General features: G+C 53.8%; 13 protein-coding genes. 8 read left to right on the forward strand and 5 right to left on the reverse strand.

Annotated elements, in window-relative coordinates; all coding sequences use genetic code 11:
• Window positions 1-140: 140 nt before the first annotated feature.
• From clpX to tig, 3 genes are all read right to left on the reverse strand, one after another.
• Window positions 141-1,448, reverse strand: coding sequence for an ATP-dependent Clp protease ATP-binding subunit ClpX (clpX, locus tag EV681_RS10970; protein ID WP_128394061.1), 1,308 nt, complete (start codon window positions 1,446-1,448; stop codon window positions 141-143).
• An 89-nt stretch (window positions 1,449-1,537) separates the two neighbouring features.
• On the reverse strand, window positions 1,538-2,194 hold the full coding sequence (gene clpP, locus EV681_RS10975) for an ATP-dependent Clp endopeptidase proteolytic subunit ClpP (RefSeq protein ID WP_128394060.1): 657 nt from the start codon (window positions 2,192-2,194) through the stop codon (window positions 1,538-1,540).
• Window positions 2,194-3,504 carry a trigger factor gene (gene tig / locus EV681_RS10980; protein ID WP_128394059.1) on the reverse strand — a complete coding sequence of 437 codons (1,311 nt, stop codon included), beginning with the start codon at window positions 3,502-3,504 and terminating at the stop codon, window positions 2,194-2,196. Before tig ends, clpP begins: the two co-directional genes overlap by 1 nt.
• Window positions 3,505-3,765: 261 nt before the next feature.
• Between tig and EV681_RS10985 the strand changes: the two genes are divergently transcribed.
• Window positions 3,766-4,251 carry a hypothetical protein gene (locus EV681_RS10985; RefSeq protein ID WP_130303931.1) on the forward strand — a complete coding sequence of 162 codons (486 nt, stop codon included), beginning with the start codon at window positions 3,766-3,768 and terminating at the stop codon, window positions 4,249-4,251.
• A gap of 195 nt (window positions 4,252-4,446) precedes the next feature.
• On the opposite strand, the gene EV681_RS10990 is transcribed toward EV681_RS10985, so the two are convergent.
• Window positions 4,447-5,472: a c-type cytochrome gene (locus EV681_RS10990; RefSeq protein WP_242612195.1), complete on the reverse strand. Its 1,026-nt coding sequence runs from the start codon at window positions 5,470-5,472 to the stop codon at window positions 4,447-4,449.
• Entirely contained in the window at window positions 5,472-6,206 is a 735-nt protein-coding gene (locus tag EV681_RS10995) for a c-type cytochrome (protein ID WP_130303932.1), read from the reverse strand. Before EV681_RS10995 ends, EV681_RS10990 begins: the two co-directional genes overlap by 1 nt.
• A gap of 481 nt (window positions 6,207-6,687) precedes the next feature.
• Between EV681_RS10995 and urtA the strand changes: the two genes are divergently transcribed.
• From urtA to EV681_RS11030, 7 genes are all read left to right on the forward strand, one after another.
• The gene (gene urtA / locus EV681_RS11000) at window positions 6,688-7,965 is read left to right on the forward strand and encodes an urea ABC transporter substrate-binding protein (RefSeq protein ID WP_130303933.1); all 1,278 of its coding nucleotides are present in this window, start codon (window positions 6,688-6,690) and stop codon (window positions 7,963-7,965) included.
• Window positions 7,966-8,032: 67 nt separating this feature from the next.
• Entirely contained in the window at window positions 8,033-9,679 is a 1,647-nt protein-coding gene (urtB, locus tag EV681_RS11005) for an urea ABC transporter permease subunit UrtB (protein WP_130303934.1), read from the forward strand.
• Window positions 9,680-9,684: 5 nt separating this feature from the next.
• Complete coding sequence (gene urtC, locus EV681_RS11010; RefSeq protein WP_130303935.1) at window positions 9,685-10,833, forward strand: urea ABC transporter permease subunit UrtC; 1,149 nt, start codon at window positions 9,685-9,687, stop codon at window positions 10,831-10,833.
• Window positions 10,830-11,678 carry an urea ABC transporter ATP-binding protein UrtD gene (gene urtD, locus EV681_RS11015; RefSeq protein WP_128394053.1) on the forward strand — a complete coding sequence of 283 codons (849 nt, stop codon included), beginning with the start codon at window positions 10,830-10,832 and terminating at the stop codon, window positions 11,676-11,678. Before urtC ends, urtD begins: the two co-directional genes overlap by 4 nt.
• A 16-nt stretch (window positions 11,679-11,694) precedes the next feature.
• Entirely contained in the window at window positions 11,695-12,390 is a 696-nt protein-coding gene (gene urtE, locus EV681_RS11020) for an urea ABC transporter ATP-binding subunit UrtE (protein WP_130303936.1), read from the forward strand.
• 6 nt (window positions 12,391-12,396) lie between these two features.
• Window positions 12,397-13,257, forward strand: a complete 861-nt coding sequence (locus EV681_RS11025) for an urease accessory protein UreD (protein ID WP_242612196.1) — start codon at window positions 12,397-12,399, stop codon at window positions 13,255-13,257.
• A gap of 55 nt (window positions 13,258-13,312) precedes the next feature.
• A complete protein-coding gene (locus EV681_RS11030) occupies window positions 13,313-13,615 on the forward strand; it encodes an urease subunit gamma (protein WP_130303937.1) in 303 nt (100 codons plus the stop codon).
• The last annotated feature ends 35 nt before the right edge of the window (window positions 13,616-13,650 follow it).

A 13,650-nucleotide genomic window follows, 5' to 3' on the forward strand; every position in this document is an offset into this window, starting at 1 on the left:
TGGAGCCTCTGGGGGCAATTTCAAGGTCGCCTGGATTAAATACCGGCGGTTTTTATGCAGGTCGCGCTGTGATTGTTGGGCAGGGAAATGATCCCCCTGCTTGCACCCTGGCGCGACCTGCCCAGGCTAACCTGACCCCGTCAGGCAGCAGCATCTTTGAGCTTTTTCTCTTTCGTCTCCGATGCTGTGTTTTCCTTGTCTTCAGCGAAAACCAGCATCGGGGAACCCGATCCTTCAATGGCAGATTCGTCCAGCACCACTTTGACGACATTGCTCTGGGACGGCAAATCAAACATGGTATCCATGAGCGACGCCTCGAGAATGGAACGAAGGCCGCGCGCACCCGTTTTGCGTTTCAGTGCCCTGTAGGCAATGGCTGACAATGCGGCGGGACGCACCTCGAGCTCCACGTCTTCCATGGCAAACAGCTTCTGGTATTGCTTGACCAGCGCGTTCTTCGGTTCAGTCAGAATCGTAATAAGCGCAGCTTCATCCAGCTCTTCCAGAGTAGCTACAACCGGCAGGCGTCCTACCAGTTCTGGAATCAAGCCGAACTTGATGATGTCTTCAGGCTCAACTTCGGCAAAGACTTCACCGATGCCCTTCGCAGATTTGCCCTGCACTGACGCACCAAAGCCGATACCGGATTTTTCGGTACGATTGCGAATAACCTTATCCAGCCCATCAAATGCACCGCCAACAATAAACAGGATATTGGTGGTATCAACCTGAACGAAATCCTGGTTCGGGTGTTTGCGTCCGCCTTGTGGCGGCACTGAAGCAACCGTGCCCTCAATCAGCTTGAGCAAAGCCTGCTGTACGCCCTCTCCTGATACATCCCGCGTAATGGACGGGTTATCGGACTTGCGCGAAATTTTGTCGATTTCGTCAATATAAACAATAGCGCGTTGTGCCTTGTCGACATCGTAATTACAATTTTGCAGCAGCTTTTGCACGATGTTTTCAACGTCCTCGCCAACATAACCGGCTTCGGTCAATGTCGTGGCATCGGCCATGACGAATGGGACGTCCAGCATGCGGGCCAATGTCTGTGCGAGCAGCGTCTTGCCCGAGCCGGTAGGACCGATCAGCAAGATATTGCTTTTGGCAAGTTCGATATCATCTTTCTTGTTCAGGTCGCTGTGGCGTATGCGCTTGTAGTGGTTATACACCGCTACTGCCAGATTACGCTTGGGCTGATTCTGACCAATAACATACTGATCAAGAAAGGACTTGATTTCGGCAGGCGAAGGCAACTCTGTCTTAATGGCCTCACGAGCTTCATCCTGCGCACTATCATGAATGATTTCGTTGCACAGCTCGATACATTCATCACAAATGAATATATTCCCAGGACCCGAGATCAGCTTTTTGACCTCGTTCTGGTGCTTGTTGCAGAACGAGCAATGCAGGTTTTTGCCGTCGGTAGAACTTGGTTTATCTGCCATATCTGTAATTTGATTAATCCGATAAAAACAGGTCGACCCTAGTTAAAAGGTCGACCCGTACGAAACCTTTGAAAACAGTATATCAAATACTATGCAACGTCTGCCCGCGTAGCCAGAACTTTATCAATTAATCCATAAGTCTGGGCATCTTCGGCTGCCATATAATTATCGCGCTCAGTATGCTCGCGGATCCGTTCAATAGGCTGGCCGGTGTTCTTCGCAAGAATCTGATTGAGCCGCTCGCGCAAACTCAGGATTTCCTTGGCCTGGATTTCAATATCGGAAGCCTGGCCTTGCGCGCCGCCCAGCGGCTGATGAATCATAATGCGTGAATTGGGCAGGCTGAAGCGTTTGCCCTTGGCGCCTGAACTGAGCAGGAAGGCGCCCATGCTGGCAGCAAACCCGGTACACATCGTTGATACGTCGGGTTTGATAAACTGCATGGTGTCGTAAATTCCCAACCCAGCATAGACCGCGCCACCTGGTGAATTAATATACAGGGAAATGTCCTTGTCCGGATTCTCCGATTCAAGGAACAACATCTGCGCCACAATAAGATTGGCTGTCTGGTCGTTTACCTGCCCGACCAGAAAGACAACCCGCTCCTTGAGCAGGCGCGAGTATATGTCGTAAGACCGCTCTCCGCGCCCGGATTGTTCAATAACCATAGGAATATAGCCCAGCGCCGAGGGGCGCACAGACTCATCTCCGTGGACAGACGCGTAAAAGTCGGTAAAACGGTTCATTATACAGTTCCCATTAATTCTTCAAACGGCACTTTTTCTTCAGTGACCTTGGCTTTTGATAAGATATGGTCAACTACGTTATCTTCAAGGACTACCGATTCAATTTCTGCACGGCGCTGACGATCGGTCAGATAATATGTAACGACCTGTTCGGGTTTTTCGTAGTTCTGCGCAAACTCTTCAATACGCGTACGAATCTGCTCCGGCGTCACTTGCAGGTTGGCGCTGTCGACCAATTCAGCAACAATCAGACCCAGGCGAACACGGCGTTCGGAGTCGGACTTGAACGCGTCGGCTGGAATATCCATCGTGTCGGCGTTGGGCATACCACGTTGCTTGAGATCTTCACGGGCGGCTGCAATGCGACTTTGCACATCATTGTCTACCAATGATTTGGGTACATCGAAGCTGGCAGCTTTTGCCAGTGCGTCCATGACGCTGTTTTTGGTACGCGCCTGAGTGCGGTTTTTAACTTCGCGCTCAATGTTGCTGCGAACTTCAGACAGCAGTTTTTCGGTATCGCCTTCTGGCTGACCCAGTGATTTGGCAAATTCGCTATCGACTTCAGGCAGGACCGGTACGGCCACTTCTTTTACAGTGATCGTGAATTCGGCTGTCTTGCCTGCCACTTCTTTACCAGGATAGTCTTCTGGGAAAGTCAGTGAGAAAGTTTTGCTCTCGCCCGCTTTCAGACCACTTGCAGCCTCTTCGAACTCGGGCAGCATACGGCCCTGGCCCAATTGGAAAGGGAAGTCTTCTGCCTTGCCGCCTTCGAACTCTACACCGTCGATCTTGCCGACGAAATCAACCGTTACACGGTCGTCTTTTTCGGCGGCGCGTTCGGCGTCGGCGCTGAACGTGGCGCGCTGCTTGCGCAGAATATCGATGGTATTGTTCACTTCCTGCTCGCCAACCTCTGCATTAAAGCGCGTAACTTCGAGCGCAGCCAGATCGGGAACGGACACTTCCGGATAAACTTCGAATTTTGCAGCAAAGCTTAACTGGCCTTCTGCGGAATTTTCTTCTGTGGGCTCAATGGAAGGCGCACCGGCAACACGCAGTTTGGCTTCACGAATGGCTTCGTCAAACAACTGACCCACTTTCTGATTGATCACGTCATAACGAACACCAGGGCCGTGACTGCGCTCAATAACGGAAACGGGTGCTTTCCCGGGACGAAAACCCTGCACTTTGGCGGTGCGGGCAACGCGGGCGAGTTGGGTTTTGACTTCTTTTTCAACGTCGTCAATGGAAATTACCAGATTAACCTTACGTTCCAGACCTTCTAGAGTTTCAACCGTTGGCTGCATTCGTGGACCTTACTTATGAAATAATTTAAGAATAACCTCGTATTCTACCCAAAAATCGAAAAAAACATGCTTTGCGGCCAGCGTTTGAAAAAATTATGGACGGCATGAGCCACGCTTTTTTGGTATATTTTTATTTTAGCCGATTACCAGTTTGTCCGAATGCAAAACCAAACTGGTGTAATTTAGTAAGCTTTGGTAAGACGAGCGCAACTGCTACATCTGCATTTGGTCTGTTATTTCAGTATATCGAAGGAGTTTACGATGTCCGACCCTATTCATGAGCCTGACACTGACCGTTATGGCACCCATCCGTCCGAGTCTGCGCAGGTCGCCCCTGACGAGACGCCTGCTGGCAAACCACCTGGCAAATCATTGTTCAGCAATGGCGGCTTTGTCATCGGTCTGATTATTTTCGGGCTTTTCACCGCGTTAATTACCTGGTCTGTCAGTTTTTCGGCCATGTTTTTTGGCGCTATCGGCTCGATGCTATCTGTGGCCACCTGCTTTCTGGACCACGAACATATTCGTTTTGCCCGCGCCGAGCGCAATTGCAAGCTCGACGATGAAAACTGGGCTTATCTGGTCATCCGTGCGGTGTTCGGCATGATTTTTGGTACCGCAGCCTATGTTTTTGCCTTCCAGAGTGTGCTAAGCAATACATCCTGGGCAGCGGTGGCAACCGTTGCTGCATTTTCCGGTTTTGTCTTCGATTACCTGCTCTTCAAACACGGCAAATCCCGGAAATAATCTGCCTGGCTGGTATAGGCGCTCAGCAATGGGCCCGCTCACAAAACCACGGCAGCACAGCAGAGGTTCACGGCTTAAGCCGTGAACCTTTTTTATGTTTGTGTAGTTATGATTCAGTCCAAAAACAGGGCACGCAGCCGGCTGGCGAACTCACCTTTTTCGCTCCAGCATTTCGCGTCCCTGCTTCACGCTGCCTTACTTGGCAGTTACATCTGCCGCCGAGCCCTGGCCACGTAGCCGTCCGCCAGACGGCACTGATTGGGCGCCCAGTACCACGCCATTGATTGTTCGGCCATACAGGTTGTCATCGGCCGCGTGGAACCGCTCACGCGTTTCCTGCACGTCGCCGGCAAACCGTGGATCCTGTGGCCGCTCGTGCGAATTCATAAAATAGGCTACGTCCCATGCCTGCTGATCGGTCAGGGTATTATCTTTTCCAAGCGGCATATTGGCTTTTATAAATGCAGCTGCATTGGGCATCTGATGCATGCCTGCCCCCCAGTTAAACGAGTCATCACCCCACAAAGCAGGAAACACGGTCACGCCGGCCGCCTTGCGCCCTTCTCCGTTGGCACCATGACAAACTGCACACTGCGCTACGTATACCGCTTTGCCTCGTTCAAAATCCATTTTCTGTGCAGGTTCAGACAGACGCCTATAGCCTTGTCCGGCAAGTTTGACGCCGGTTGGCGCTTTGCTGGCAAGCCAGTACATATAGGATGAGATCGCGACAAGCGCCTCGGAGTCGGCCGCGGGTGCCTTGCCATTCATGCTGTACTGAAAGCAACCCTGCAGCCTTTCCGCGAGCGTATTGACACGGCCGTTTTTCTGGCGATACGCAGGATACAAGACATAGGCGCCCCACATGGGCGCCGAGTCGGCACGTCGTCCTGCATCTATATGACAATTGACACAATTGAGTGAATTGCCCGTGTACTGCGGCAATAAACGGGAGGTATGTAAAAAATAGTCCTGCCCTTTTCTAACAACCTCTCCAAACTCGTTATCAGGAATCGCATCGGCCGTCGGTGGCGAAAACCCGGTGGCACCAGTTGACGCGGGTGCGCTGGCTTGCACAGGCGCAACGGCAATCGCGGCATGTTCATCTGCAGGCTGGCCGGAAACGGCAGGCGCAGCCACGGAACCAATTGGCATGAGCAGGCACACCGCTGTCGTGATAACCGCAAGATGCGCGGTACGAATGAGTAAAAGACGGTTCATTATTGCCCTCCTGCTTTTGCTGGCTTTTGTGTTGTTGTCGTGCTGGCGGCCACAGCGCCGATATCGCTTCCAAAATAGGTACTGACGCCGTCGATTTCCTCATCAGTCAGCTTGCGCGCCAGATGCGCCATCAGACCATGCGGGTCATCTGCGCGTGTCCCCGTTTTCCAGGCGAGCAATTGATTTTTAATATACAGGGCAGACTGACCCGCCAACGCAGGGAAAGTGGGCGCAACACCGATGCCACCCGGGCCATGACACTGCACACAGGCTGGCAGCCCGCGCAACCAGTCGCCGCGCTGGGCAAGCCAGGCGCCCTTCTTGCCTTTGGGATAGCTGTCCTGCAGTTGCACAGCGTGACCGGGATCGATTACCGGCGACAGGGACGCATACCAGGCAGCAATGGCCTTTTTCTGCTCGGCGCTCAACGCCTTGGCGATCGGCTCCATGACAGCCTGCTTGCGTCTGCCTTGTGCAAAGTCCACAAGCTGGGCTTCAAGATATGCAGCCGGCAAACCCGCAAGAAAGGGAAATCCAGCCGCCGCTATACCCTCGCCATTTGCGCCGTGACAGGCCATACAGGGCGCCTGTCCGGTAATGCCTTTGGCTGCGATACTTTTACCTTGCGTGACATCATCGGCGGTCGCAATACCTATCGACAGCCAAAACAGGCTACCGGCGCCAACGATAGCCAGCATAAATATACCGCTACGCTTTTTTCGATTTCTGTTCATCTTCAACTCCTGATCGTAATGCTACCGAAGTTATATAACAATTATTTATTAATATATATCTATAAGTAATTTTATAGAATTGGTTGATCGGGGTAAAGCAGTCAGGCTCGGCGATTGAAAATTAGAACGAGCCAATCCAGCGCATTGACGCACCGACATCATGCACCGAAGGCCACCTTGGGTCTTTTACGCACCAATATCGAATAACCGCAAGCCAATTCAACTCACGATCGCCTGGGCGATATAGCCTTCTGCACCTTTTTGTTCCCGTCAATGCGCTTTGAACGCGCGCTCAATGTTTCCGCACTGTCCCGCTCATAAGTGCGCCTGTCGCTGCGCGTAATTGAGTTAGGCTGGTTCCTGTTTATTGATTTGCGCGGCCCGCCACAGTAACGCAATCCGGGTGCTGGCACGACTATTGCTTTAGCTCTATCGCTTACTCACAAATGCAATTTGCCTTTACTCATTCCGGAGCTAATAAATGAAACGTCGCAATGTTCTTAAAACCATGGTGTGCAGTCTTGCTCTTGCATTTGGCTCTGGCGCACTCAGCAGCAGCTGGGCCCAGGGTCAGATTGATCCATCCAAACCGCCGATCAAGGTCGGCATATTGCACTCACTGTCCGGCACGATGGCCATTTCCGAAACTGTGCTGAAAAATGTCGCGCTGATGCAAATTGACGCAATCAATAAAGAAGGCGGCATTCTTGGCCGCAAGGTAGAGGCCGTCATCGTGGACCCCGCTTCCAACTGGCCCCTGTTCGCAGAAAAAGCACGGGAATTGCTTAGCCAGGAAAAAGTGGCAGCGGTTTTCGGTTGCTGGACATCGGTCTCGCGTAAGTCAGTGCTGCCGGTCTTTGAGGAACTCAATGGCCTGCTGTTCTACCCGGTTCAGTATGAAGGCGAAGAAATGTCGCGCAATATTTTCTATACCGGCGCGGCGCCCAACCAACAGGCCATTCCTGCCGTTGAATATCTGATGAGCGAAGAAGGCGGCGATTACAAGCGCTTCTTCCTGCTCGGAACAGACTACGTCTATCCACGCACAACCAACAAAATTTTGCGCGGCTTCCTGCATAGCAAGGGTGTTGCCGATAGTGACATACAGGAGGTCTACACCCCCTTCGGTCACAGCGATTATCAAACCATCGTGAATGATATCAAGCGTTTTGCTGCGGGTGGAAAAGCCGCGGTAATCTCCACCATCAATGGCGACTCCAATGTGCCGTTCTATAAGGAACTTGGTAACGCCGGCGTCAAAGCGATTGATACGCCTGTCGTCGCGTTCTCTGTAGGCGAAGAGGAACTGCGCGGCATCGACACCAAACCGTTGGTCGGTCACCTGGCCGCGTGGAATTACTTTATGTCCGTGGACAATCCAACAAACTCGGCCTTTAAAAAACAATGGGCAGACTATGCCACTGCGCAAAAGCTGCCGGGCGCAGACAAACCACTGACCAATGATCCGATGGAAGCGACCGTTGTCGGATTAAAAATGTGGAAAGCCGCCGTTGAGAAAGCGGGCAAGACTGACGTGGATGCCGTGCGCGCGGCCATGATAGGCCAGAAAGTGTCGGCCCCGGATGGCTTCGAAGTTGAAATGGGCAGCAACCATCATTTATACAAACCAGTCATGGTTGGAGAAATCCGTCCTGATGGGCAATTCGACATTGTCTGGCAAACAGAGAAGCCGGTGCGTGCCCAGCCGTGGAGCCCATTCATTGCAGGCAATGAAAAAAAACCTGATGAAGTGAAATAAATGCGAGCAATGAACCGGCCCGATGGGCCGGTCATGCAACCGACAGCAAAAAAATGGAAAGATCCGCATGAAACTCACCCCTTCCCTCGTCCGCGACTGGATTGGCAAACTGGCCATGGTTGTCGGCGTTCTGCTTGTGTCTGTCACTTCGGCATATGCCAGCACGTTGATGCCTGCTGATTTGAGCGCACTTGTTTCGGGTGCCTATGGGGAGCGCAAAGCGGCCATAGAGAAACTGGTGAATGCCGATCCTGCGCTTGCCCGCCCGCTACTGCAAAGCTTATCGCAAGGCACCCTGTTGGGCCTGCCTGATGGTCGTGTCCTGATTAAGTCCGATCAAAACTACACTGATCCATTGACGGGTAAAAGCGTCGCACCGCCAACAGAGCCAACGCGCCAGCCAGTACTGAACAATGCACTGCGCCGACTGATCCAGAATGCGCTGGCCTCAATGAGTCTGTTCGCCCAGGACAAGGCAACCCGTCGCATGGCCATTGACAATATGCTGAGTCGCCCGGACAGCCTGTCGGCGCAGCAGTTGGACCAGGCACTCAAGGCAGAAACCGATCCTGCGCTGAAACAAAAGCTCGATACCCTGCATGCCTTCGCGGCGGCAGCCGATCCTAGCACAGCGCCCGAGCAGCGTCTGCAGGCCGTGCAATCGCTGGCGTCGGTCAATCTGCCGTATGCACGCACCGTATTGAACAACGTTATTTCCGAAGAAAATCGTCCCCAGAGTGCGATCTCTGTTGCTGCCGCCGAATCGCTTTCCCATATTGATGCAAGGCAACGCAATTCTGCGCTTGCCAACAACGCCTTCACCGGTCTGAGCCTGGGCAGTGTACTGGTGCTGGCTGCATTGGGTCTGGCGGTGATTTACGGCCTGATCGGTGTGATCAACATGGCGCATGGCGAATTTCTCATGTTGGGCGCCTACGCCACTTATCTGACGCAACGCGCCTTTCAGACCTGGATGCCCGAGTGGTTCGACTACTACCTGCTTGCGGCACTGCCCGTGGCTTTTCTGACAGCGGCTACCGTGGGTATCGTGATCGAATGGCTGATTATTCGCCACCTGTACGGTCGCCCCCTGGAAAGCCTGCTGGCCACTTTTGGCGTGAGCCTGCTGATGATGCAGACGGTACGACTGATCTTTGGCGCGCAAAATGTGGACGTGTCCAATCCCATCTGGATGAGCGGCTCCTTTGCACCTCTTGCGGCATGGCTTCCGGCTTTCGTGGTTCCCTACAACCGACTCATTATTCTCGCCTTTTCTATTGCAGTTGTGATCGGCCTGTATCTGGTCCTGAACCGCACTCGCCTGGGGCTTTTCATCCGCGCGTGTACCCAGAATCGCACGATGGCAGCCTGCGTAGGCATCCGGACCCGCAAGGTGGATGCTTACGCCTTTGCACTGGGAACGGGCATTGCCGGTCTTGGCGGTGTCGCACTGTCGCAGATCGGCAATGTCGGCCCGGACCTGGGCCAGGCCTATCTGATTGATTCATTCATGGCCGTGGTGCTCGGCGGCGTCGGTCAGCTTATCGGTACCGTGCTTGGCGCTTTCGGCCTGGGCGTGCTCAGCAAGCTTGGCGAACCGTTGCTTGGCGCGGTACTGGTGAAGATTGTTATCCTGCTGCTGATCGTGGCCTTTATTCAGAAACGTCCCCAGGGCCTGTTTGCCCAGAAAGGCCGCAGCGCGGCGGAGGCTTAACACTCATGACCACACCATTCAAACTGAATATTCCTGAACGGGCCCCGCTGTTCTCACGTAGCGGCTGGCTGACATTATGCGTCGTGGTAATCGGCGTATTTCTGATGACCCTGCTGGGTACACAGTGGGCCGCTCCCGATAGCGTGCTGCATATCAGCGACTACACACTCACGCTTGTCGGCAAGATGCTTTGCTATGCCATCGTGGCCATGTCGCTCAATCTCGTGTGGGGCTACTGCGGCATCTTGAGTCTCGGACATGGCCTGTATTTTGCCCTGGGAGGCTATGCCATGGGCATGTATCTGGTGCAGGCGCCTGCGCCCGGCCAGGAATCGGCGGGGCTGCCGGCATTTACCTTCCTGCTTAACTGGACCGAATTGCCATGGTACTGGGTCGGTACCCAGACCTTGGCCTGGGTACTTATTCTGGCAGCGCTGGTGCCGGCAATTGTGGCATTCGTCTTCGGTTATTTCGCCTTTCGTTCGCGCATCAAGGGCGTGTATCTGTCCATCATGACGCAGGCAGTGACCTACGCGGCCATGCTCCTGTTCTTTCGCAACGAGACCGGATTCGGCGGCAACAACGGCTTTACCGATTTCAAGTCCATCGCCGGTTATTCCATCAGCGCTACCGACACCCGTACGGTGCTTTTTCTGATCAGCTTTGTGGTGCTCGTTCTGGTGTTTGTACTGGTCCAATGGATCATGAAATCCAGGTTTGGCAAGGTGATCACTGCGATCCGCGACAGTGAAAGCCGCGTCATGTTCATCGGATTCAATCCATTGCAATACAAACTGGCAATCTGGACGCTGTCGGCCGTGCTTTGCGGAATTGCAGGCGCTTTGTATGCGCCGCTGGTGGGTATCATCAACCCAGGTGAAATGTCGCCTGTCAATTCAATTGAAATGGTGATCTGGGTCGCCGTTGGCGGTCGCGGATCACTGGTCGGCAGCATCCTGGGCGTATTTACGGTCAATGGTGCAAAAACGTTTTTCACTGCATTCATGCCGGAATACTGGCTGTACGTCCTCGGTGGCCTGTTTGTTGTGGTGACCCTGTTCATGCCCAAAGGGTTGATCGGCCTGTTTTCACGGCGTCGTCCACAACCACTCAAGGCCGACACGAACGCGGCCCCTGCCTCGGAGGCGGTATGACTCATATCCATGCTGACACTGCCGGTGCTGGCGGCACAATCACCCATCTGGCCCATTTTGCTGAATCAGGAAAAATCGATACGACGCACGGCATCGTCCTGTATGTCGAAAACCTGACCGTTAAATTCGATGCTTTCCGCGCGATCAATGACTTGTCCCTGTACATCAAAGAAGGCGAACTGCGCTGCATTATCGGCCCCAATGGCGCCGGCAAAACGACCCTGATGGACGTCATTACCGGAAAGACCGGCCATCGTAATGCCACTATCGAAGGCCAGGTGTATCTGGGCCAGACGCTGGATTTGCTGACCATGCAGGAACCCCAGATCGCGCAACTGGGTATCGGCAGGAAATTTCAGAAGCCGTCGGTATTCGAGAGCCAACCGGTTTGGGAAAACCTCTATCTGGCCGACGCCGGAGATCGTCGCTGGCACGCCGCATTAAACGCGCGTATCACCGCAGACGTGCGCCACCGCATTGAAAGCACGCTAAGCATCATGAAGCTGGAAAGTGTTGCCTATCGGGCCGCCGGTGAACTGTCGCACGGGCAGAAACAGCGTCTGGAGATCGGTATGCTGCTAATGCAAAAGCCTGCATTGCTGCTGCTGGACGAACCGGTAGCCGGGATGACCGACCGCGAAACGGCCGAGCTGGCTGAAATACTCCATCGCATTCGCGGCACCTGCTCCATTGTCGTGGTAGAGCACGATATGGGCTTTGTCTCAAACCTGGCCGGCGATCAGGGTACCGTCACCGTCCTGGCTGCCGGAACCGTACTGGCGCAGGGAACCATGCAACACGTACAGCAGGATCCGCAAGTGATTGAATCCTATCTCGGCCGCTAATCAAGGAATACGTACCATGCAGCTCAGCGTACAAAACGTCAATCAGTATTATGGCGGCAGCCATATTCTTCGCGATATTTCATTTGAGATAGAAGCAAATGCCCTGACCGCCTTGCTTGGTCGCAACGGCGCGGGCAAAACCACCCTGCTGCGCAGCCTGCTTGGCGTCGTACCCATTCGTGACGGGCAGATCAACTATGCAGGCAAGGACATCAGTCGAATGGGGACGGCCAGCCGTATTGCCCAGGGCATTGGTTATGTGCCCCAGGGCCGCGATATTTTTCCACGACTGAGCGTAAAGGAAAACCTGTTGGTGGGCGCCGCTACTCGCAAGATGCCCAAGGGCATTCCGGCATTCATTTACCAACTCTTCCCTGTTCTCAAGGAAATGGAACATCGCAACGGCGGAGATTTGTCTGGTGGGCAACAGCAGCAATTGGCGATTGCCCGTGCCCTCATGAGCGAGCCACGACTGCTGATTCTGGACGAACCTACCGAGGGCATTCAGCCAAATATCATTCAGCATATCGGCAGAACGCTCAAAATTCTTGTTGAAGATCATGGAATGACAGTACTTCTTGTTGAACAATATCTGGATTTCGTCAAACTTATTGCCGATGACTATCTTGTCATGAACCGCGGCGTCATTATTGCCCAGGGAAAAGGCATAAATATTGTTACAGACGGTATTGAACGTCACATTAGTGTGTAACCGCAAATGTCTGCTGTCATGCAAACCGAAGGCTGGACTGCGAGTCTCTCATTGGCATTTTCTTGCCAACCGTCCGGGCGTAGTGCCCTGACCCACAATGCCCATACTGGGCCATTGCTGGTGCAGAAGTCGCTATATCCAGAAGGACCGGCCATCTGTCACGCCACAATACTGCACCCGCCATCTGGCATTGCAGGCGGCGACGAACTGAGCATTGCCGCGACGGTTCATGAAAATGCCCATGCAGTACTGACCACGCCTGGCGCAACTCGCTGGTATAAGGCCAATGGCAGGACAGCAACCCAGAGCGTTGAGCTTTGCATTGCCCAGAATGCAAGACTTGACTGGCTTCCCTTGGAAAACCTGTTGTTTGAACAGGCCCGGGCCAGAAACACCAGCGTGATCAGGCTCGCTGCAGGTGCCCGGGGAATCGGCTGGGACTGTTACCAGTTGGGCAGCGTGGCAACACAGGGGTATTGGCATGAAGGCACGCTTGCCATTGATTCCGCCCTTTACTATGACGAACAACTGGTGTGGGCTGAAGCCGGCCTGGTCGACGCAGAACAGTCTCTCAGGCAGAGCAGCGCCGGGCTGGGGAGCTTTCCGGTCATGGCAACCGTCTGGAGCATCGGACCGATCATCGCCGCCGAACAGATGGAGCACATGACTGCCAGCCTGCCATGGACAGAAAACCTGAGGGCGGGCGTCAGCCAGATTGAGCTGGATTCGTCCAGCAGCCTGATCCTGGTACGCCTGCTGGGCACGCGTGCCGAGCAAATCAGGCAACTGATGGTCGATTGCTGGCAACACTTGCGCCCCCTGCATCTGGGCGTCCCCGCGACGCCCTTGCGGCTTTGGTTCACGTGATGACGTTGCGCTTGCGACCTATTTTAAACATTTAACTAAACATTCCGAGACTACCATGGACCTGACACCACGAGAAAAAGACAAACTGCTGATATTTACCGCTGCACTACTCGCAGAAAGGCGTCGTAACCGAGGGCTGAAACTGAACCACCCTGAGTCTGTGGCACTGATCACCGCAACGCTCCTGGAAGGTGCACGGGACGGCAAAACGGTGGCCGAGCTCATGCATGCTGGTACGCAAGTGCTTACCCGCGATGATGTCATGGAGGGCGTACCGGAAATGATTCCGGATATCCAGGTCGAGGCCACTTTTCCGGATGGCACCAAACTGGTAACGGTTCACCACCCCATCGTTTGAATCCACACCCAACGCCAAATCACCCTCCATTCATT

This window comes from Advenella incenata (genome assembly GCF_004217095.1).
GTDB lineage: Bacteria > Pseudomonadota > Gammaproteobacteria > Burkholderiales > Burkholderiaceae_B > Advenella > Advenella incenata.